Here is a 20,360-nt window from a genome sequence, read left to right as displayed (position 1 = left end):
CTCAGCGTCAGCCGTTGCGCTTCCAGCGCGGCTTGTCGTCACGGCGCCCGAAGGAGCCGGTGTTCGTGCCGGTGCCGCCACCGCGGTGGTCGTCACGGCGGCCGTAGGGACGGTCGCCGGTGCCGCCGCCGGAGCGGAAGCCGCCCGCGGGACGGTCGTTGCGGTCACGGTTGAACGGACGGTCGCCGCCACCGGAGCGGAAGCCGCCGGAGGGACGGTCGCCACGGTCGTCGCGGCGGAAGCCGCCACCGCGGTTGTCGTCACGACGCTCGAACCCACGGTCGTTGCGGTCGCGGTTGAAGCCACCCGACGGACGGTCGTCACGGCGGAAGCCGCCGGAGGGACGGTCGTTGCGGTCGCGGTTGAAGCCGCCACCGCGGTTGTCGTCACGACGCTCGAACCCACGGTCGTTACGGTCGCGGTTGAAGCCACCCGACGGACGGTCGTCGCGACGGAAGCCGCCACCGCGGTTGTCGTCCCGACGCTCGAATCCACGGTCGTTGCGGTCGCGGTTGAAGCCACCGGACGGACGGTCGTCGCGACGGAAGCCGCCACCACGGTTGTCGTCACGACGGTCGTCGCGGCGGAAGCCACCACGGTCGCCACGGTCCCCGCGGTCGTCACGACGGGCGTAGTTGCCACGGTCGTCACGGCGCTCGTACGCCGGGCGCTCCTGCGCGACCGGCTCGGCGGCCACGACGGCGGCCGCGACCTCGGCCTCGGCGGCCTCGGCCACCTCGGCGACAGCGGCCGCCACGCCCTCGGCGTCTTCGCCGCGCTCCCGCGCGGAGCGGGCGACCAGGCGGTCGGCCTCCTCGCGCAGCTCGGCGGCACGGCGCGTCAGGCGCTCCAGCTGCTTGGTGAGCTCGGCGACCTCGCGCTCGGCCTGCTTGGCGGCGTTGTTCGCGGAGTCGGCCTGGACCTCGGTCAGCGAACGGGCGCCGGTGATCTCGGCGACCTCCGGGTCGAACGCGCCGGCGCTCTGGATGATGTGGCGCGAGGCGTCGACGCCCGCGTCCTCCATCAGCCGGAAGATCTGGCGGCGCTGGTGCGGCAGCGACAGGGACACGACGACACCGGACTTGCCGGCCCGGGCGGTACGGCCCGAGCGGTGCAGGTAGTCCTTGTGGTCACCGGCCGGGTCCACGTTCAGGACCAGGTCGATGCCGTCGACGTGGATGCCTCGGGCGGCGACGTCGGTGGCGACGAGCGCGTTGACGTAGCCCTTCTTGAAGTCTTCCAGGACCCGGGTACGGGCGCCCTGGGTCATGCCGCCGTGCAGCGCGTCGGCCTTCACGCCCGAGTCGCAGAGCTGCTCGGCGATGCGGTCGGCGCCCAGCTGGGTGCGGACGAAGATGATCGTGCGGCCCTTGCGGGCGGCGATGGCGGCCGTGACCGGCGCCTTGTCCTTCGGCTTCACGACCAGGACGTGGTGGGTCATCGTCGAGACGTTGCCCTGCGCGCTGTCGACCTCGTGCGTGACGGGGTTCGTCAGGTAGCGCTTGACCAGCGTGCTGATCTCGTTCTCCATGGTGGCGGAGAAGAGCATGCGCTGGCCGCCGCCGGGGATCTGGTCGAGCAGCTCGGTGACCTCGGGCAGGAAGCCCAGGTCGGACATCTGGTCGGCCTCGTCGAGGACGGCGACCTGGACGTTGGCGAGCGAGCAGGCGCCGCGGTTGATGAGGTCTCGCAGACGGCCCGGGGTGGCGACGAGGACGTCGACGCCGCGCTCCAGGGCGTAGATCTGGTTGCTCATCGACGTACCGCCGCAGACGACCTTCATCTTCAGGCCGAGCACGTCGCCGTACGGCTGGAGGGCGTCCGCGACCTGCATCGCGAGCTCACGCGTCGGCGTGAGGATGATCGCGCGGGGCTTCTTCTTCTCGGTGTGGCCGCCGGCCAGCTGCGCCAGGGTCGGCAGACCGAAGGAGAGGGTCTTGCCGGAGCCGGTGCGGCCGCGGCCGAGGATGTCCTTGCCGGCCAGGGCGTCCGGGATGGTCGCGGCCTGGATCGGGAAGGGGGTGGTCACGCCGTTCTGGGCGAGCTTGCGCACGACGCCCTCGGGCAGACCGAGGTCCGCGAAGGTGACGGTCGGCTCGGCGGCCTCGTCGGCCTCGTCGGCCTGGATGACCTCGGTGATCTCGGTCTCTACGGTCTCGACGGCCTCGTCGACGACGGCGATCTCGGTGATCTCGTCGTTCTCGGGCATGACGGCGTGGTCAGAACTGGAAATGGACATGCGAAATGCGAAACCTTCCGGAGTCTCGGCACGCGCCCAAACTCCGTGAATCGCAATTCGACCGCCTCAATGCGGTCAGCCACGGCTAGGGAGAGTACGCGCCACACGGCGCTCTTCTGTGTCGGCGCCGGGCAATGGGATCAAACGATCTACCACCATACGCACTCCCCCCACAGGAGCGCAAACCGTTCCCCTGCGATCCACGTCACACCGGGTCGGGACGACCCCGCCTAAACCGGTCCGACCTGCGGCGATGCCGCCGGTTCTGTCCGGCTCGCGGGCCCCTCGCCGAGGTCGCGCAGGGCCGTGGTGCGGGTGTCGGCGGCCGGGGAGGCGGACGGCGAGTCGCTCGGCTTCGGGGTCACCGGCGGGTCCGGCGGCGGCTGGCTGGTCGGGGGCGCGGGCGGGGTCGGCGAGGCGGGCGGCTGGGAGGGCTGCTGCGGGGGCGCGGAGGGGCCGCCCGCGGTGCCGCCGCCGGGGGGCGGCGGGTTCTGCGGCCGGGGGCGCCCGCCGGGCGAGACCGGGCCCGCGCCGGGCGCCGACCCGCTCGCGCTCGGGGCCGCCGACGCGCCGGGGGACGCCTTCGCGCCGTGCTTGCCGGGCCGGCCCTTGCCGGTCCCGGCGGAGACCGCGGCCACCCCGTCCGACTCGGCCGCCGCCCCCTCGTGCCCGGCGGAGACCGACGGCTTGGGGGCCTTCCCGTCGTCGCTCACACTCATGCAGCCCGCCGACGCCGCGACGACCAGCGCGGTCACGGCCAAACGGACGGGGGCGGACAACTGGCGCACGAGCGGCCTCCGGGGCGCGGGCAGGGCAGGGTCGCCGTGCCCAACTCCCTTTTCCCCGCCGGGGACACGCCCGAGGCCCCGCCCGTACGAACGGGATTCCGACGGGTGGTCCCACGACGGCGAATCCGGTCCCACCCGATCAGGTCGGGGCGGACCCGGTCGCCTTACGCCAGAGTGCCCCCGGTCAGCCCGGCACCCAGGAACACCGCGCCGAGCCCGACGAGCACCGAGGCCGCCACGTTCGCCGCCGCGAGGAACCGCCAGCCGCGCTCGGCCAGTCGGAGCGTCTCGTACGAGAACGTCGAGTACGTGGTGAGCGCGCCGCACAGACCGGTGCCGAGCAGCGCGTACGCGTCCGAGGAGGCGGCGGCGCCGGTGAGCGCGCCCAGCAGCAGGCTCCCGGCCGCGTTGACGACGAACGTTCCCCAGGGGAACACCGAGTCGTGCCGGGCCTGCACCGCGCGGTCCGTCAGATACCGCAGCGGGGCGCCGACAGCCGCGCCCACGACCACCAGCAGCCAGGTCACCGCGTCCGCACCCCGTCCTGCGCCCCCGTCCGTGCGGCGAGCACCCGCCGGGTCGCGGTCGCCGCCACCGACACCGCGCCGAGCGCCCCGAGGAGCGTCCCGGCCGCGTAGGCCATCGCGAGCCCCGCCTGCTGGCGGGCGAGCAGCCGGGAGACCTCCACGGCGTACGTCGAGAAGGTGGTGAAGCCACCGAGCACGCCGACGCCGAGGAACGGCCGCACCAGATGGTGGGCGCGCCGCCCTCCTTCGCTGATCAGCGGCATCAGGACGCCGATGAGGGCGCAGCCCAGGACGTTGATCAGCAGCGTCGTCCACGGGAAGCCGCCGGCCGGTACCGGCCAGGCCCGCGCGAGCCCGTACCGGGCGCTCGCCCCCAGCGCCCCGCCCGCCGAGATCACCGCGAGCACCGGCCACTTCGCGCCCCCGGCCGTCTCGGCGCGCTGGTCGGGAACGTGGAGGTCGACGTCCGGGTCGATGGCCTCCGGGCGGCCGGGCGCGCTCACCCGTAGCCCAGGGCGTGCAGCCGCTCGTCGTCGATGCCGAAGTGGTGGGCGATCTCGTGGACGACGGTCACCTCGGTCTCGGCGACCACGTCCTCGCGCGACTCGCACATCCGCAGGGTGGGGCCCCGGTAGATGGTGATCCGGTCGGGGAGCACGCCCGCGTACCACTCGCCGCGGTCGGTGAGCGGAGTCCCCTCGTAGAGCCCGAGCAGCTCGGGGTCGTCGGCGGCGGGCTCGTCCTCGACGAACACGGCGACGTTGTCCATCAGCCGCGTCAGCTCCGGCGGGATGCGGTCCAGCGCCTCGGCGACCAGTTCCTCGAACTCCTCGCGCGTCATCTCCAGCACGCGGCCATTGTCACGCATGGGGCGCGGGCCCGCCCCGGCCCGCCCCGCGCACGAGCCCCCCACCGGCCGCCGACGGCCCCCGACCGGCCCCCGGGAAACCGTTTTGGCGATAGCTCCCCGCATCCCATATGCTTCTCACGTCCCCGACGCGCTGCGAAGCGCGCAGGTGGGCCCTTAGCCCTCATCGTCTAGTGGCCCAGGACGCCGCCCTTTCAAGGCGGTAGCACGGGTTCGAATCCCGTTGGGGGCACGCTTTACCGTGTGCGAGACTAGTGCTCGCACATTGCTTGGTCCTGTGGAGCAGTTTGGAGTGCTCGCCACCCTGTCAAGGTGGAGGCCGCGGGTTCAAATCCCGTCAGGACCGCTGAAGTTCCGCGAGGGACTTCGTGGCTGGGTAGCTCAGTTGGTACGAGCGATCGCCTGAAAAGCGATAGGTCGCCGGTTCGACCCCGGCCCCAGCCACAAACGGAAGGCCCCGTCCATCGGACGGGGCCTTCCTCGTTCTCACTCCCGGCCGCGCCGGGCGCGTACGCCCAGGACCAGCCCGGCCACCGCCACCACGGCCACCAGCAGCGCCCAGTCCGGGACGGCGTCGCCGACCGAGCGGGCCCACTTCTCCGCCGCGTACGAGTCGTCCACGTCGAGCAGCCCGGGCAGCCCCGTGGCCCCGTCGTACGCCAGGAACAGACCGCCCAGGGCGATGAAGAACAGGCCCGAGAGCAGCGAGGTGGTGTGCAGCTCGAAGCGGCCGAGCTGCACCGCCCGGCCGCGCAGCCAGCGGCGGCGGCCGAGCCCGAAGCGCTCCCACAGCAGCGCGAGCAGGAACAGCGGGGCCGCCATCCCCAGCGCGTACACCGCGAGGAGCAGGCCACCGTAGACCGGGCTGCCGCTGACCGCCGCCACCGTCAGGACGCTGCCCAGGATCGGCCCGGCGCAGAAGCCCGCCAGGCCGTAGACCGCGCCCAGCGCGTAGACCGAGGCGGCCGTGGTCGGGCGGATGCGGCCGGACAGCTCGGTGATGCGGCGGCTGGCGAAGCCCATGCCGAGGATCTGGGCGGCGCCGAGCGCGATGATCAGCCAGCCGCCGAAGAGGACCAGCTGGTCGCGGTGGCCGTAGAAGAGCCGTCCGGCGTACGAGCCCGCCGCGCCCAGCGGGACCAGGGTGGTGGCCAGGCCCGCGTAGAAGATTCCGGTACGGGCCAGCAGACGTGAGGTGGAGTCGATCGAGTACGCGAAGAAGGCCGGGAGCAGCAGCGCGCTGCACGGGCTGAGCAGCGCCAGCAGACCGCCCAGGAACGCGGCCAGATAGCCGATGTCCGGGCTCACTTTCCGGTCCCCTTCGGGCCGGCGGTCCGCGCGGCCTTGTACGCCGCCGCCTCGTCGATCGCCTGCGCGAAGGTGTCCAGCGGCTGGGCGCCCGCCAGCGGGCGGCCGTTGACCACGAACGACGGCGTGGAGGTCGCGCCCAGCGCGTACGCCTCGTCCTGGTCCTTCTTCACCGCCGCCTTCGCCGCGTCGCCGTCCGCGTCCCGGACGAAACGGTCCAGGTCGGTGACGCCCGCCTGCTGGGCGAGCTCGCGCAGCCGGTCCTTTCCGAAGCCCTTCTCCTTGGCGCCCTTGGCGTACGCCGCCGTGTGGAACTGCCAGAACCGGCCCTGCTGCCCGGCCGCCCAGGCGGCGCGCGCCGCCGCCTCCGACTCGGCGCCGAAGATCGGCATGTTGCGCCACTCGATGCGCAGGGTGCCCGCGTCGACGTACTTCTTCACCAGCGCGGGCTCGGTGTCCCGGGCGAACTTGCCGCAGTACGAGCACTTGAAGTCGGCGTACTCGATCATCACGACGGGCGCGTCCGCGCGGCCCTGGGCCAGCGGGTCCTTGCCGTCGCGCCGGGCCAGCTTCTCCAGCTCGGGGAAGGTCCCGGCGGGCGGCTCGACGGCGTCGGAGGAGGCGGCGGACTTGGTGCCGGAACCGGGCGAGGTCGCCTGGTAGGAGGCGACGCCGAGCACGACCGCGGCCGCGACCACCGCGGCACCGATCACGAACGGCTTCTTGGACTTCTTGGGCGTCTTGAACTTGTTGGACTTGTTGGACTTGGACGCAGGGGTGCCCTGGGACTTGGACATACGGGTCTCCGTGTACGTACCGCGACAGCGTCGGCTGCGGCTGCGGCTGCGGCGGGAAAAGGGGAGGGGAAAGGGACGGCCGGTCGGGGGACCGGCCGCCTAGACCCTCAGTACGGAGAGCTCGACGGGTGTGGGCGCGGCGAGGGTGGGCCCGCGCACCGGCGGGGTGCGGTGCTCGGCGGCCTGCGCGGCGAGCGCGGCCGGGGCGATCCGCTCCCCCACGGCCGGGGCCTGGTCGTACGCGGTACGGGCCCGCACCGGCGCGGCCGGGTCGCCGCCCTTGTCCTGCTTGCCGCCCTGCTTGCAGCCGGGCGGGCTGTCGGAGAGCACGGAGACGGCCGTCTGCGTGGGCGGGCCGGACGCCGCCGCCGGGGACGGCCCGCACAGCAGCACCGTCACCACCCCGAGCACCATCAGCAGCACGGCCGCGAGGCGGCGGTGCGGGGCGTGGGTGCGGGGCATGCCCGAAATGGTACGGGCGCGGCGGGCCCCCGCCGAAATGCGTTCGCCACTGCCGCGCGACGGGTGAGATCCTGAATCAGGTATGTCTACTTCCTTTGCCGATCTCCAGACCCTGCTGGCCGAGATCTCGCTGCGTGACGCCCATCGGCTCGGCCGCCGTCTCGAAGGCGCCCGCCGCATCAAGAAGCCCGAGGCCCGGCAGGCCGTGCTCGACGAGATCGCCGCCGAGGCCGCGAAGTCCGCCGAGCGCGTCGCCCGGCGGGCCTCCCGCATGCCCGAGGTCACGTACCCCGAGCAGCTCCCGGTCAGCCAGAAGAAGGACACGATCCTGGAGGCGATACGGGACCACCAGGTCGTGATCGTCGCGGGTGAGACCGGCTCCGGCAAGACCACCCAGATCCCCAAGATCTGTATGGAGCTGGGCCGGGGCGTGCGCGGCATGATCGGGCACACCCAGCCCCGCCGGATCGCGGCGCGTACGGTCGCGGACCGGATCGCGGACGAGCTGAAGACCCCGCTCGGCGAGGCGGTCGGCTGGAAGGTCCGGTTCACCGACCAGGTCGACCAGGACGCGACCTTCGTCAAGCTGATGACGGACGGCATCCTGCTCGCGGAGATCCAGACGGACCGCGAGCTGCGCGCGTACGACACGATCATCATCGACGAGGCCCACGAGCGGTCCCTCAACATCGACTTCCTGCTGGGCTATCTGGCCCAGCTGCTGCCCAAGCGCCCGGACCTGAAGGTCGTCATCACCTCGGCGACCATCGACCCCGAGCGCTTCTCGCGCCACTTCGGGGACGCGCCGATCGTCGAGGTCAGCGGGCGTACGTACCCGGTCGAGGTGCGGTATCGCCCGCTCCTCGAAGAGGACTCCGAGGATGCCGACCGCGACCAGATCACCGCGATCTGCGACGCCGTCGACGAGCTCCAGTCCGAGGGCCCCGGCGACATCCTGGTCTTCCTCTCCGGCGAGCGCGAGATCCGCGACACGGCGGACGCGCTCAACAAGAAGAACCTCCGGTCCACCGAGGTGCTGCCGCTGTACGCGCGCCTCAGCCACGCCGAGCAGCACCGCGTCTTCCAGCAGCACTCCGGCCGCAGGATCGTTCTCGCGACCAACGTCGCCGAGACCTCCCTGACCGTCCCGGGCATCAAGTACGTGATCGACCCGGGCACCGCCCGTATCTCCCGCTACAGCCACCGCACCAAGGTGCAGCGCCTGCCCATCGAGGCGGTCTCGCAGGCCAGCGCCAACCAGCGCAAGGGCCGCTGCGGCCGTACCAGCGACGGCATCTGCATCCGGCTGTACTCGGAGGACGACTTCCTCTCCCGGCCGGAGTTCACCGACGCGGAGATCCTCCGTACCAACCTGGCCTCCGTCATCCTCCAGATGACCGCCGCCGGGCTCGGCGACATCGAGAAGTTCCCCTTCATCGACCCGCCGGACCACCGCAACATCCGCGACGGCGTCCAGCTCCTCCAGGAGCTGCACGCGCTGGACCCGGCCGAGAAGGACCCCCGCAAGCGGCTGACCCCGATGGGCCGCAAGCTCGCGCAGCTGCCGGTCGACCCGCGGCTCGCCCGGATGGTCCTGGAGGCCGACAAGAACGGCTGTGTCCGCGAGGTCATGGTCATCGCGGCCGCGCTCTCCATCCAGGACCCGCGCGAGCGCCCGTCCGACAAGCAGACCCAGGCCGACCAGCAGCACGCCCGCTTCAAGGACGAGACCAGCGACTTCCTCGCCTTCCTCAACCTGTGGCGGTACGTGCGCGAGCAGCAGAAGGAGCGCGGCTCCTCCAGCTTCCGCCGGATGTGCAAGCAGGAGTACCTGAACTTCCTGCGGATCCGGGAGTGGCAGGACATCTACTCCCAGCTGCGCACGGTCGCCAAGACGATGGGCATCCACCTCAACGAGGAGGACGCCCCCGAGCAGTCGGTGCACACCTCGCTGCTGGCCGGTCTGCTCTCGCACATCGGGCTCAAGGACACCGACAAGAACGAGTACCTGGGCGCCCGCAGCGCCAAGTTCGCGATCTTCCCGGGCTCCGCGCTCTTCAAGAAGCAGCCCAAGGTCGTCATGTCGGCTGAGCTCGTGGAGACCTCCCGCCTGTGGGCGCGGGTCAACGCGAAGGTCGAACCCGAGTGGATCGAGCCGCTCGCCCAGCACCTGGTCAAGCGCACCTACAGCGAGCCGCACTGGGAGAAGGACCAGGCCGCGGTGATGGCGTACGAGAGGGTCACGCTGTACGGCGTGCCGATCGTCGCCAACCGCAAGGTGAACTACGGCCGCATCGACCCGGAGGCCTCGCGCGAGCTGTTCATCCGCAACGCGCTGGTCGAGGGCGACTGGCGCACCCACCACAAGTTCTTCGCCGACAACCGCAAGCTCCTGACCGAGGTCGAGGAGCTGGAGCACCGGGCCCGGCGCCGGGACATCCTGGTCGACGACGAGACGCTCTTCGACTTCTACGACCAGCGGGTGCCCGAACACGTCGTCTCCGGCGCCCACTTCGACTCCTGGTGGAAGCACAAGCGCCATGACGAACCGGAGTTCCTGGACTTCGAGCGGGAGATGCTCATCCGGGAGTCGGCGCTCGCCGTCACCAAGGACGACTATCCGGACAACTGGCGCCAGGGCCGGCTGAAGTTCAAGGTCACCTACCAGTTCGAGCCGGGCGCGGACGCGGACGGCGTGACCGTCCACATCCCGCTCCAGGTCCTCAACCAGGTCACCGACGAGGGCTTCGACTGGCAGATCCCGGGCCTGCGCGAGGAGGTGGTGACGGAGCTCATCCGCTCCCTGCCCAAGCCGATCCGCCGCCACTACGTGCCCGCGCCGAACTTCGCGACGAAGTTCCTGGAGCGTGCGGTGCCGTTGCAGGAGCCGCTGCCGGTGACGCTGGCGCGCGAGCTCCAGCGGATGGTCGGGGTGCCGGTCACGGCCGACGACTTCGACCTGACGCGCGTCCCGGACCACCTGAAGATCACGTACCGGATCGTCGACGAGCGGCGCCGCAAGCTGGCCGAGGACAAGGACCTGGAGGCGCTCAAGCTCCAGCTGCGCCCCAAGGCCCGCCAGGCGCTCTCCAAGGCCGCCGCGGCGGCCGCGCCCTCGGGCGGGGTCTCCATCGAGCGCACGGGCCTCACGGACTGGACGATCGGCACCCTGACGAAGGTCTTCGAGACCAAGCGCGCGGGCCAGCCGGTGAAGGCGTACCCGGCGCTGGTCGACTCCGGCGAGACCGTCTCCGTACGGCTCTTCGACACCGAGGCCGAGCAGCAGCAGGCGATGTGGCGCGGCACCCGGAAGCTGATCCTGCTGAACATCCCGGTGAACCCGGCGAAGTTCGCCTCGGACAAGCTGACCAACCAGCAGAAGCTCGCCCTCTCCCGCAATCCGCACGGCTCCGTCCAGGCGCTCTTCGAGGACTGCGCGACGGCCGCCGCGGACAAGCTGATCGCGGACCACGGGGGCCCGGCGTGGGACGAGGAGTCGTTCCGCAAGCTGTACGACAAGGTCCGCGCCGACCTCGTGGACGCGACCGTACGGACAGTGGGGCAGGTCCAGCAGATCCTGGCCGCCTGGCAGGCCTGTGAGCGCCGTCTGAAGGCCACGAACAGCCTGGTCCTGATCAACAACCTCCAGGACGTACGGGAGCAGCTGGCGGCCCTGATGCCGGCCGGTTTCGTGACCGCGACGGGGCTGCGCCGGCTGCCGGACCTGATGCGCTATCTGGTGGCGGTGGACCGGCGCCTTCAGCAGATGCCGACGTCCGTGCAGCGCGACACCACGCGCATGGAGAAGGTCCACGAGATGCAGGACGAGTACGCGTGGCTCCTGGAGCAGATGCCGCAGGGGCGGCCGGTGCCCCGGGAGGTCCTGGACATCCGCTGGATGATCGAGGAGCTGCGGGTGAGCTACTTCGCGCACGCGCTGGGCACCGCGTTCCCCGTCTCGGACAAGCGGATCGTGAAGGCGATCGACGCGGCGGTCGCCGCGCAGAAGTCCTGACGGACCCGTGACGGACCCATCGCCCTGAGTGAGTTCGACCTGACCAGCTGACCTGCTGTACAGTCTCTCTCGCAGCCAAGGAGCAAGCACAGGCTGCGAAACCTGGTCCTGTGGAGCAGTTTGGAGTGCTCGCCACCCTGTCAAGGTGGAGGCCGCGGGTTCAAATCCCGTCAGGACCGCAGTGAAGTCGGAGCCCGCATCCTTCCCGGATGCGGGCTCTGGTGCTGTTCGGGGCCGCCCGAGGCCGCGCCCCGCGGCGGAGCCGCGAAACAGACACAGCAAATCCCGTCAGGACCGCAGTAGCAAGTGGGCCCCGATTCTTCGGAATCGGGGCCCACTTGGCTTTTCCGGCCGTCTTGACGAGGTCAACTGCCACCGGTACCCAGGGAGGAGGCAGCGGGCCCCACCCGGGAGGTGGCGCATGAAGGCGTCGTCCGTGAGGCACGAGACTCGGGCGCTGCTGCGCGCCCATCTGTCGGCCGCCAGCGGCTACCGGCACGTCACCCGGCACTGCCCCGTCTGTTCGCGCCTCCTGCGGCTCGCCATGGACCCCTCCGAGCCGGACGCGCTCCTCGCACTCCCCGAGCCCCTGCCGGAGGCCGTGCCCCCCGACGCGGCACCCGAGGCCCGCCCCGAGGACGAAAGTCCCGCCGAGCGGTGACCAATGGCGGGTTGGCCGCGCCCCGGGCAGTGGCAGGCTCTGATCAGAGGACGGTCCCGGCGGTGTGACGGGAGTCACCGAACAAGTTTTGGGGACAGGGGAACTTACGCCGCGCCTACAACCTCCCAATTTAATATGTGCAATTGCACCACCCCTCCAGACCTCCGCGGCAGACTCCGCGAAGCACCCCCAGACGGTCCGGACCGCCCCGGATCGGGGCATAAAAAAGACCGCGCTGGACCCGGCGGAGTCCAGCGCGGCCGATGACGACGAGCCCGTTGGGGCAGGCCTGGCGCCAGTGGAGCTATGGGGTGGGCGACCGGGGTGGGGGCCCCGGAATGCCCGTTATCGGGGTGTTGTTCAGGCCTCGCTACGCTGCTGCGGAATACCCGCCAGCAGCGCACGGACCTCTGCTTCGCGGTACCGGCGGTGTCCACCCAGCGTGCGGATGGACGTGAGCTTGCCCGCCTTCGCCCAGCGGGTGACCGTCTTCGGGTCCACGCGGAACATCGTGGCAACCTCAGCCGGGGTCAGCAGCGGCTCGGCATCAGGGGTGCGAGCGGTCATGAGCGGCCTCCTCGGGAGAACCGAACCTTCTCGGTTCTTTCCTCTAAATTCTGCACCTTGACCCGCGTTGCCCGAAATGGCGGACGCGAGCCGAGTCGGTTATAGGACGAACGGCTTGTCCTCGGCACTACAACTACACCATCTGTCCAGCCACGTCGGCCAAACCGATGGAATTGCCCTCCCAGGTGTTCATCAGCGACGGAAGCCGATGGACCATGCCATAGCGGACAGTCACGCCACAGTGACGATCAGTCACAGAGCGATCAGGAGTCATCAGACCCCCCATAGCAGGCAATACCAAGCAATCCGCCCTTAGTTGGACGGAAGGAGCCCTCCCCGGACTCCTTGTCCTATTTTGGCACGAGGGTGGGGGATCGACGCAAGGGCCCAGTAAGTGCGGTCCGTCACGCTTGGGGCAAAGGCCCGGATCAGGACCTACGTCCCGACCGTACGGCCGAAAAGGTCACTCAGCCGTACGAAGAGGCTCACCCGAACGAGTCAGCGCGCGGCGCCCGCCGACGCCCCCTCAGTCCGACGGTCCCTCAGTTCGCGAGCCGGCGCTCCCTGACGGCCCGCCAGCGCTCCGTGAAGCGCTCGTACGCCCTGGCCGCCCCCGCGCCGTCCCCGGCCCGCAGCGCGGCGATCCCCTCGGCGACGTCGGCCGCCGAGCGGTCCTCCTCCAGGCTCGCCTGCGAGAGCGCGTGCACCAGGCCCCCGTAGTCGAGCTCCACCAGCGAGCGCGGATGGAACTCCTCCAGCCAGCGCCCCACCTCGACCAGCCCCTCGGTCAGGGGCCCCTCGTCGATGTGGTCGCGCAGCGTCCGCAGCGCCCGCGCGAGGCGGCGCCGGGCCTGGACCATCGGGGTGCGGTAGCGCAACAAGGGTGCCGCGCCATCCTCCGCCCGGACATACTCCCGTTCTTCGTCCGAAAAGACTGTGAACCAGGTCACAGGGACGTGCCAGACCGCCGTCAGGATCCACGGCCGGGCGTCCGGGTTCCGCTCCCGCCACCGCTCGTAGTCCGCCGCGGCCTGCCGGCGCACCACCGGCGGCAGCAGCGCGTCAAGGACCGGCTCGGGGAACTGGCCCGCCAGCTCCTCCAGTGCCTGCCAGCCGCGCAGCCGGGTCCGCCACGGGCAGACGCACACCACCCCGTCGAGCCGCGCCACGAACGCGTCCGCGCTCTCGTGGACCGGCACCGCGACCGGCGGCGTCGGCACCAGATCGGCCAGCGCGCGCCGGAGTTCGTCCTGGGCACCCGGGGTGCGGCCGCGCTCCGCGTAGCGGGCCCAATGGCCGCGCTCCGGTTCGGGGAAGGCCGCCAGCGGCTCGTACACCCGGAGATAGGACGCGTACGGGACGATCACCGAGGACACCACCGCCATGCGTCGAATCGTCCCACGCGCACGCGGGCCCGGAGGGTGATCCTGGGCACTGCGCCTGATCTACGGACGCGTAGGACTTACTCTGCTCCCAGCGCGGCCCCGGGCGGGCCGCGACGCGGCCCGCCCCACCCACAAGCGGGCCGTCAAACGCCGCTTCGTACTTGGGAGTCACCACCGTGACCGATGTGACCGGCGACGCTGTCAGCTCAGCAGACGTTCTGCACACCCTGTTCCGTTCGGACCAGGGCGGCCATGAACAGGTCGTGCTGTGCCAGGACCGCGCCTCGGGCCTCAAAGCCGTCATCGCCATCCACTCCACCGCCCTGGGCCCGGCCCTCGGCGGAACGCGCTTCTACCCCTACGCGAGCGAGGCCGAGGCCGTCGCCGACGCGCTCAACCTCTCCCGCGGCATGTCGTACAAGAACGCCATGGCCGGGCTCGACCACGGCGGCGGCAAGGCCGTGATCATCGGTGACCCGGAGACGGTCAAGAGCGAGGAACTCCTGCTCGCCTACGGGCGGATGGTGGCCTCGCTCGGCGGCCGTTACGTGACGGCGTGCGACGTCGGCACCTATGTGGCGGACATGGACGTCGTGGCGCGCGAGTGCCGGTGGACCACGGGCCGCTCCCCCGAGAACGGCGGCGCGGGCGACTCCTCCGTGCTCACCGCCTTCGGCGTCTTCCAGGGCATGCGGGCCAGCGCCCAGCACCTGTGGGGCGACCCGACGCTGCGCGGCCGCAAGGTCGGCGTCGCGGGCGTCGGCAAGGTGGGCCACTACCTGGTGGAGCACCTGGTGGCGGACGGCGCCGAGGTCGTGATCACCGACGTGCGCGAGGACTCGGTACGCCGGATCCTCGACAAGCACCCGGGCAGCGTCACCGCGGTCGCCGACACGGACGCGCTGATCCGTGTGGAGGGCCTGGACATCTACGCCCCCTGCGCGCTCGGCGGCGCCCTGAACGACGAGACCGTCCCGGTGCTCACCGCCAAGATCGTGTGCGGCGCGGCCAACAACCAGCTGGCGCACCCGGGCGTCGAGAAGGACCTCGCGGACCGCGCGATCCTCTACGCGCCCGACTACGTGGTCAACGCCGGTGGCGTGATCCAGGTGGCCGACGAGCTCCACGGCTTCGACTTCGACCGCTGCAAGACGAAGGCCGCGAAGATCTTCGACACCACGCTGGCCATATTCGCACGTGCGAAGGAAGACGGTATTCCGCCGGCCGCCGCGGCCGACCGGATCGCCGAGCAGCGCATGGCCGAGGCACGCCGGCGCTAGCCGCCTGCGGCAGCCGATCCGCCGACCGGCGAGAGAAGACTCACGCCGGTCGGCGGGTCGGACGCCAAGAAGAGGTTAAAATCGCGGTTGACCAGCGAGGAAGGGGCTCCTTGCGGGTTCTGCGAAGTGGCACGTCATGCGGGCGGCGTACCGTATGGCCGCGGAAGCAGGTACCGTTGAAGCCCTACGGACACGGTCTCTCCACGGAGAGCCCGTTCCGACTCATGAACGCGTGTCAAGACTCTGGGGTCATTGAGCCCCGTCACCGAGGGGGTCGAGCCATGGGGCGCGGCCGGGCAAAGGCCAAGCAGACCAAGGTCGCCCGCCAGCTGAAGTACAGCAGCGGCGGGACTGACCTGTCGCGTCTGGCCAACGAGCTGGGCGCATCGACTTCGCAGCCGATCTCGAATCAGCCGCCGAATGGCGAGCCGTTCGAGGACGACGACGAGGAAGACGACCCGTACGCCCGCTATGCGGAGCTGTACAACAGCGACGACGACGAGGACGAAGAGTCCGGTCCGTCGGCGCAGCGTCGCGGCGCTTGACGCGCGCACGTCTTCATAAGCCTTCGGGTATCGCAGCAAGCGTTTCCGCTGCTCACAGCACCACCGACCCGGTCCGGGGCCTCAGCCTCGGACCGGGTTCTGTGCTGTCCGCGGGGACCTACTTCGCGTAGTCACCCGTGAGCTCGGCGCCGGTCGCGCGGTCGCCGCGCTCGGTGATCCGGCCCGCGACCCAGGCGTCCACGCCCCGGTCCGCCAGCGTCGTCAGCGCCACGTCCACCGAGCCCTCGGGGACGATCGCGATCATGCCGACGCCCATGTTCAGCGTCTTCTCCAGCTCCAGCCGCTCGACCTGACCGGCCGTGCCCACCAGGTCGAAGACCGCGCCCGGCGCCCAGGTCGAGCGGTCGACCGTGGCGTGCAGGTGGTCCGGGATGACCCGGGCCAGGTTGTTGGCGAGGCCGCCGCCGGTGACATGGCTGAAACCGTGCACCTCGGTGGTACGGGTCAGGGCCAGGCAGTCCAGCGAGTAGATCTTGGTCGGCTCCAGGAGCTCCTCGCCCAGGGTCCGCCCGAACTCCTCGACCTGCTGCTCCAGCTTCATCTTCGCCCGGTCGAAGAGCACGTGCCGGACGAGTGAGTACCCGTTCGAGTGAAGTCCGGACGACGCCATGGCGATGACGACATCACCCGTGCGGATGCGATCCGCGCCGAGCAGCCGGTCGTACTCGACCACGCCCGTGCCAGCGCCGGCCACGTCGAAGTCGTCCGGGCCGAGCAGGCCCGGGTGCTCGGCGGTCTCGCCGCCGACCAGGGCGCAGCCCGCGAGGACACAGCCCTCGGCGATGCCCTTCACGATGGCGGCGACCCGCTCGGGGTGCACCTTGCCGACGCAGATGTAGTCGGTCATGAACAGCGGCTCGGCGCCGCACACCACGAGGTCGTCGACGACCATGCCGACGAGGTCGTGGCCGATCGTGTCGTACACGCCGAGGCGGCGGGCGAGGTCGACCTTCGTGCCGACGCCGTCGGTCGCGGAGGCGAGCAGCGGGCGCTCGTAGCGCTTGAGGGCGGAGGCGTCGAAGAGACCGGCGAAACCGCCGAGGCCGCCCAGCACCTCGGGGCGCTTGGTCTTCTTCACCCACTCCTTCATCAGCTCGACGGCGCGGTCGCCCGCCTCGATGTCGACGCCCGCGGCTGCGTAGCTGGCACCAGTGGTCTCAGACATGACAGTGAGAACTTTCGTGTCGTACTGCAGGGTTCGTGCGGGCGCCTACGGGCGGCGCAGCGCGTCGGCCGCGGCCGTGGCGGCGGGGCCGGCCGCGAGCTCGGTCTCCAGAAGCTGCTTGCCGAGCAGCTCGGGGTCCGGGAGCTCCATCGGGTAGACCCCGTCGAAGCAGGCGCGGCAGAGGTTGTCCTTGGGGATGGTGGTCGACTCGATCATCGCGTCCGTCGAGATGTACGAGAGCGAGTCGGCGCCGAGCGACGTGCCGATCTCCTCGATCGTCATGCCGTTGGCGATCAGCTCGGCGCGGGTCGCGAAGTCGATGCCGAAGAAGCACGGCCACTTGACCGGCGGGGACGAGATCCGGATGTGGACCTCGGCGGCCCCGGCCTCGCGGAGCATCTTCACCAGCGCGCGCTGGGTGTTGCCGCGGACGATCGAGTCGTCCACGACCACCAGGCGCTTGCCCCGGATGACTTCCTTCAGCGGGTTCAGCTTCAGGCGGATGCCGAGCTGGCGGATGGTCTGCGACGGCTGGATGAAGGTCCGGCCGACGTAGGCGTTCTTGACCAGGCCCGAGCCGTACGGAATGCCGCTGGCCTCCGCGTAGCCGATGGCGGCGGGGGTGCCGGACTCCGGAGTCGCTATCACCAGGTCGGCCTCGACGGGCGCTTCCTTGGCGAGTTTCCGTCCCATCTCGACGCGCGAGAGGTAGACGTTGCGACCGGCGATGTCGGTGTCGGGGCGGGCGAGATACACGTACTCGAAGACACAGCCCTTGGGCTTCGCTTCCGCAAATCTCGACGTTCGCAGACCGTTCTCGTCGATGGCGACGAGCTCGCCCGGCTCGATCTCGCGGACGAAGCTGGCGCCGCAGATGTCGAGGGCGGCGGTCTCGGACGCGACCACCCAGCCGCGCTCCAGGCGGCCGATGACCAGCGGGCGGATGCCCTGCGGGTCACGGGCGCAGTAGAGCGTCTGCTCGTCCATGAAGACCAGCGAGAACGCGCCCTGCACCTGGGGAAGGACCTTGGCGGCCGCCTCCTCCACGGTGAGCGGCTTGCCGTCGTCGTCGGTCTGCCCCGCGAGCAGGGCGGTGACGAGGTCGGTGTCGTTGGTGGCGGCGACCTGGGTCGCGCGACCGTTCTCCTTCGGCAGCTCGGCGACCATCTCCGCGAGCTGCGCGGTGTTCACCAGGTTGCCGTTGTGGCCGAGCGCGATCGAGCCGTGGGCGGTCGCCCGGAACGTCGGCTGCGCGTTCTCCCACACGGAGGCACCCGTGGTCGAGTAGCGGGCGTGACCGACCGCGATATGACCTTGGAGGGAACCGAGAGAGGTCTCGTCGAAGACCTGGGAGACAAGCCCCATGTCCTTGAAGACGAGGATCTGGGAGCCGTTGCTTACCGCGATTCCCGCGGATTCCTGGCCCCGATGCTGGAGGGCGTAAAGCCCGAAGTAAGTGAGCTTGGCGACCTCTTCACCCGGAGCCCAGACGCCGAAGACGCCGCAAGCGTCCTGGGGGCCTTTCTCGCCGGGGAGCAGATCATGATTGAGTCGACCGTCACCACGTGGCACGCCACCGAGTGTAGGCGAGATCGACCACTGGTCCGAATTGGGGATACGGACGAGGCGGGGGTGGTGGGCGGTTTGTGGCATCTGCCGGACGGGGTGGAGCAGGGCTTTTCCCGCCAGGGCGGGAAATGGCCGGGGAAGGGCCCGGCCGGGAAATGTGACGGAGGTCGCGCGGGCCCCGCCGGGAACCCGGCCGGAAGTCACTTGACGTAGCCATATGACCACCTCGGCCGGGCGCATTCCGGAGAGCGTGCGTGCCGGGCGGCCGGGGCGCCGGCAGGGGTTCGAAGACAGGCTCCGAGAGCTCTCTCAGCGGGAAAGCACCGGCAGGAGTGCGGAGAGGTCCGCCCGCTCCCCGCTCGCCGAAACCCGCCCCCCGTCCCGCTCGTCCGCCCACGCCCGGCGCCCGGCGGCGAGCCGGAGCCAGGTGAGCGGATCGGTCTCCACGACGTTCGGGGGCGTGCCGCGGGTGTGCTTGGGGCCCTCGACGCACTGGACCACCGCGTACGGCGGGATCCGGACCTCGACCGAGCCGCCCGGCGCCTTCACCGCGAGCGCGTCGGCGAGCAGCCGGGTGCAGGCGGCGAGCGCCTGGCGGTCGTACGGGATGTCCAGGCCGGGGACGGCGTCGTTCAGGTCGTCGGTGTGGACGCAGAGCTCGACCGTGCGCGTGACCAGGTAGTCGGCGAGGGTCATGGTGCCGAGGACGGTCCTGACGAGCCGGGTGTCCTCGGCGTCCGGGAGCAGCCGCTCGGTGCGGGCGGCCACGTCCGCGTAGAGCGCGGCGAGGTCGGGCCGGGTGTCCGGGGCGGCCGCGGCGGTGGCGGTGGCGGTGGCGGTGGCGGTGGCGAACGGCCAGTCCGGCAGGGTCACTTCCGGGCGGCCGGGGGCGGGCGCCGGCTCGGCCAGGTTCCGGGCGACCACGTCTACGGCCCGCGCCAGATGCGCGGCGAGGTCGTACACGGTCCAGCCCGCCAGCCGGGTCGGCCGCTCCAGCGCGTCGGGCGCGAGCCGCGCCACGGCTTCGCGTACGTGCGCGAACTGGGCGAGGACGGCGGCGCGGGTCTTGACCGGGTCGTAGCTGCGCGTGCGCTTCTTGGCGGGAGGCATGACGGGAGCGTATGCGGTGTCGTGATCTGCGGGCCGGTGGGTGGCTGGTCGCGCCCACGCGGCGGAGCCGCACATGTCACAGCCCCGCGCCCCTTAGATGCCGCTGCGCGGCAATCCCCGGGGCGGCCCGGAGGGGCGCATCTAGGGGCGCGGGGAACTGCGCGACCAGCCACAGACGGCCCGCAGACGAACACCGGGCCAAAAAGGGGCGCGAGGAACTGCGCGGCCAGCCCGCCACCGGCCCGCAGACAGACCCCGGGCACTACCCCCGTGTCGCGAAGTCCCCGAGGCCGAACTCGACCAGGTCGAACGCGCGGGCGCCCAGCCGGGCGGCGTCCGGGGCGATGTCCTCCACCGGGTCCCCGAGCAACAGGCGGCGATGGTTCTCGCTGACCAGCGTCGCGCGCGTACCCATCAGCTGGGCCGCCGCGACCCGGGCCATCACGAGGTCGCCGGTCTCTTCGGCCAGCACCTCGGCCACCAGCTCGGAGCTGCGGACGAGGGCGGCGTGGGCGCGGGTGAGCAGGACCGGGGTGTCCATGATCAGCCGGGTCAGCTGGACCACCAGGGGCTCGCCGTCGAGGCCGATGGAGGCGTCGCGCTGCTCCACGGCCGTCAGATAGTGGCGGCGCACGGCGGCGACGGCGGACTCACCGGGGGCCCGGTCGCGTACGGCCTGGGCGACGTCGTCGGTGTGCTCCTCAAGCGGCCGGAGCACCAACTCCTCTTTGGTGGCGAAGTGGTTGAAGACGGTCATCTTCGACACCTCGGCCGCCTCGGCGATCTCGGCGACCGAGACCTTGTCGAAGCCGCGCTCGGCGAAGAGCTTCAGCGCGGTGGCCATCAGCCGCCGCCGGGTCTGGAACTTCTTGCGCTCCCGCAGCCCCATGCCGGCCAGTGCCACCTCGTTCGCCATGGCCCCACTGTAGCAGCGGGCGTGTACCGGGATGAATTTTGATCCTGGATGAAAAGTTGACTCAGTACAGGATCAGGGTCCATGGTGGTGCCACAGCCGGTGGGCGGCCCGCGAATGGGGGCCGCCGTCTGGCGCTC

The 20,360-nt window shown here is 71.0% G+C and carries 18 protein-coding genes and 4 tRNA genes; 8 read left to right on the top strand and 14 right to left on the bottom strand.

The window, feature by feature from the left end:
- Positions 1-7: 7 nt before the first annotated feature.
- The 5 genes from BX283_RS22250 to BX283_RS22225 all read right to left on the bottom strand — a co-directional run bounded on the left by BX283_RS22250 (position 8) and on the right by BX283_RS22225 (position 4,404).
- Entirely contained in the window at positions 8-2,239 is a 2,232-nt protein-coding gene (locus BX283_RS22250; protein WP_180357223.1) for a DEAD/DEAH box helicase, read from the bottom strand.
- A gap of 230 nt (positions 2,240-2,469) precedes the next feature.
- A complete protein-coding gene (locus BX283_RS22240) occupies positions 2,470-3,027 on the bottom strand; it encodes a hypothetical protein (RefSeq protein WP_101389299.1) in 558 nt (185 codons plus the stop codon).
- A gap of 164 nt (positions 3,028-3,191) precedes the next feature.
- A complete protein-coding gene (locus tag BX283_RS22235) occupies positions 3,192-3,554 on the bottom strand; it encodes a CrcB family protein (protein ID WP_101389298.1) in 363 nt (120 codons plus the stop codon).
- Positions 3,551-4,057: a CrcB family protein gene (locus BX283_RS22230; RefSeq protein ID WP_101389297.1), complete on the bottom strand. Its 507-nt coding sequence runs from the start codon at positions 4,055-4,057 to the stop codon at positions 3,551-3,553. The genes BX283_RS22235 and BX283_RS22230 overlap by 4 nt, the downstream gene beginning before the upstream one ends.
- Entirely contained in the window at positions 4,054-4,404 is a 351-nt protein-coding gene (locus tag BX283_RS22225) for a metallopeptidase family protein (RefSeq protein WP_180357222.1), read from the bottom strand. The genes BX283_RS22230 and BX283_RS22225 overlap by 4 nt, the downstream gene beginning before the upstream one ends.
- Before the next feature lie 177 nt (positions 4,405-4,581).
- Here BX283_RS22225 and BX283_RS22220 point away from each other — a divergent pair.
- The 3 genes from BX283_RS22220 (at position 4,582) to BX283_RS22210 (ending at position 4,866) form a co-directional block, all read left to right on the top strand.
- Positions 4,582-4,654 (top strand) — tRNA-Glu (locus BX283_RS22220).
- Positions 4,655-4,693: 39 nt separating this feature from the next.
- Positions 4,694-4,768 (top strand) — tRNA-Asp (locus BX283_RS22215).
- Between the two features lie 24 nt (positions 4,769-4,792).
- Positions 4,793-4,866, top strand: a tRNA-Phe gene (locus BX283_RS22210).
- 42 nt (positions 4,867-4,908) lie between these two features.
- On the opposite strand, the gene BX283_RS22205 is transcribed toward BX283_RS22210, so the two are convergent.
- The 3 genes from BX283_RS22205 to BX283_RS22195 form a co-directional block, all read right to left on the bottom strand.
- Complete coding sequence (locus BX283_RS22205) at positions 4,909-5,730, bottom strand: cytochrome c biogenesis CcdA family protein (protein WP_101389295.1); 822 nt, start codon at positions 5,728-5,730, stop codon at positions 4,909-4,911.
- Positions 5,727-6,527 carry a thioredoxin domain-containing protein gene (locus BX283_RS22200; protein WP_101389294.1) on the bottom strand — a complete coding sequence of 267 codons (801 nt, stop codon included), beginning with the start codon at positions 6,525-6,527 and terminating at the stop codon, positions 5,727-5,729. Before BX283_RS22200 ends, BX283_RS22205 begins: the two co-directional genes overlap by 4 nt.
- 99 nt (positions 6,528-6,626) lie before the next feature.
- Entirely contained in the window at positions 6,627-6,989 is a 363-nt protein-coding gene (locus tag BX283_RS22195) for a hypothetical protein (RefSeq protein WP_101389293.1), read from the bottom strand.
- Positions 6,990-7,071: 82 nt separating this feature from the next.
- Here BX283_RS22195 and hrpA point away from each other — a divergent pair, with 82 nt between their 5' ends.
- The 3 genes from hrpA to BX283_RS22180 all read left to right on the top strand — a co-directional run bounded on the left by hrpA (position 7,072) and on the right by BX283_RS22180 (position 11,665).
- Positions 7,072-11,004, top strand: coding sequence for an ATP-dependent RNA helicase HrpA (hrpA, locus tag BX283_RS22190; protein WP_101389292.1), 3,933 nt, complete (start codon positions 7,072-7,074; stop codon positions 11,002-11,004).
- A 104-nt stretch (positions 11,005-11,108) separates the two neighbouring features.
- Positions 11,109-11,183, top strand: a tRNA-Asp gene (locus tag BX283_RS22185).
- A 257-nt stretch (positions 11,184-11,440) separates the two neighbouring features.
- Positions 11,441-11,665, top strand: a complete 225-nt coding sequence (locus tag BX283_RS22180; protein WP_306822814.1) for a DUF6274 family protein — start codon at positions 11,441-11,443, stop codon at positions 11,663-11,665.
- 360 nt (positions 11,666-12,025) lie between these two features.
- Here BX283_RS22180 and bldC read toward each other — a convergent pair whose 3' ends face one another.
- The gene (gene bldC / locus BX283_RS22175; RefSeq protein WP_003949541.1) at positions 12,026-12,232 is read right to left on the bottom strand and encodes a developmental transcriptional regulator BldC; all 207 of its coding nucleotides are present in this window, start codon (positions 12,230-12,232) and stop codon (positions 12,026-12,028) included.
- A gap of 542 nt (positions 12,233-12,774) precedes the next feature.
- Complete coding sequence (locus BX283_RS22170; RefSeq protein ID WP_101389290.1) at positions 12,775-13,617, bottom strand: hypothetical protein; 843 nt, start codon at positions 13,615-13,617, stop codon at positions 12,775-12,777.
- A gap of 176 nt (positions 13,618-13,793) precedes the next feature.
- Here BX283_RS22170 and BX283_RS22165 point away from each other — a divergent pair, with 176 nt between their 5' ends.
- Both BX283_RS22165 and BX283_RS22160 read left to right on the top strand, forming a co-directional pair.
- Complete coding sequence (locus BX283_RS22165) at positions 13,794-14,897, top strand: Glu/Leu/Phe/Val dehydrogenase dimerization domain-containing protein (protein WP_101389289.1); 1,104 nt, start codon at positions 13,794-13,796, stop codon at positions 14,895-14,897.
- 281 nt (positions 14,898-15,178) lie between these two features.
- Positions 15,179-15,442 carry a DUF3073 domain-containing protein gene (locus BX283_RS22160; RefSeq protein ID WP_101389288.1) on the top strand — a complete coding sequence of 88 codons (264 nt, stop codon included), beginning with the start codon at positions 15,179-15,181 and terminating at the stop codon, positions 15,440-15,442.
- Between the two features lie 118 nt (positions 15,443-15,560).
- Here the strand turns inward: BX283_RS22160 and purM are convergent, their stop codons facing one another.
- The 4 genes from purM to BX283_RS22140 all read right to left on the bottom strand — a co-directional run bounded on the left by purM (position 15,561) and on the right by BX283_RS22140 (position 20,223).
- Positions 15,561-16,628, bottom strand: a complete 1,068-nt coding sequence (gene purM / locus BX283_RS22155) for a phosphoribosylformylglycinamidine cyclo-ligase (RefSeq protein ID WP_101389287.1) — start codon at positions 16,626-16,628, stop codon at positions 15,561-15,563.
- 45 nt (positions 16,629-16,673) lie between these two features.
- Positions 16,674-18,200 carry an amidophosphoribosyltransferase gene (gene purF, locus BX283_RS22150; RefSeq protein WP_101389286.1) on the bottom strand — a complete coding sequence of 509 codons (1,527 nt, stop codon included), beginning with the start codon at positions 18,198-18,200 and terminating at the stop codon, positions 16,674-16,676.
- Between the two features lie 306 nt (positions 18,201-18,506).
- Positions 18,507-19,307 (bottom strand): maleylpyruvate isomerase family mycothiol-dependent enzyme, encoded by an 801-nt coding sequence (locus BX283_RS22145; RefSeq protein WP_101389285.1) that lies wholly within the window; start codon positions 19,305-19,307, stop codon positions 18,507-18,509.
- A gap of 262 nt (positions 19,308-19,569) precedes the next feature.
- Positions 19,570-20,223, bottom strand: a complete 654-nt coding sequence (locus BX283_RS22140) for a TetR/AcrR family transcriptional regulator (protein WP_101389284.1) — start codon at positions 20,221-20,223, stop codon at positions 19,570-19,572.
- Between the last annotated feature and the right edge of the window lie 137 nt (positions 20,224-20,360).

It is taken from the genome of Streptomyces sp. TLI_146 (genome assembly GCF_002846415.1).
Taxonomy (GTDB): domain Bacteria; phylum Actinomycetota; class Actinomycetes; order Streptomycetales; family Streptomycetaceae; genus Streptomyces.
The sequence above is the reverse complement of the archived record's forward strand: the minus strand, read 5'-3'. Positions and strand labels throughout refer to the sequence as shown.